The organism is Rhodococcus sp. IEGM 1351, from assembly GCF_030056875.1.
In the GTDB taxonomy this organism is placed as follows: domain Bacteria; phylum Actinomycetota; class Actinomycetes; order Mycobacteriales; family Mycobacteriaceae; genus Rhodococcus_F; species Rhodococcus_F opacus.
In genome coordinates, this window is the sequence record NZ_JASHKU010000211.1 from 1 (window position 1) to 207 (window position 207).

The 207-nt window shown below is 76.8% G+C and carries 1 pseudogene; it reads left to right on the forward strand.

What is annotated here, in order from left to right:
- Window positions 1-207: pseudogene (locus QM806_RS41315) on the forward strand (DNA-binding response regulator); the annotation flags it as partial.

The following is a 207-nucleotide window of genomic DNA, read 5'->3' on the forward strand; positions in this document are numbered from 1 at the left end:
GGGTCGACCGGTGCGCTCCGCGCGGTGCGCGTTCTGTCTCTCGGTCGTCCTGCTCATGCGGGGCGAGCAGGCGCGCGGCGGCGGCTGGCTGGGCAAGGCCCAGCGACGGCTGGACACCGCGGGCGTCGATTGCGCCGAGCGGGGCTACCTGCTGGTGCCGCGGGGACTGCAACGGATCGACGCCGGCGACGGCCAGGCCGCCCCCGA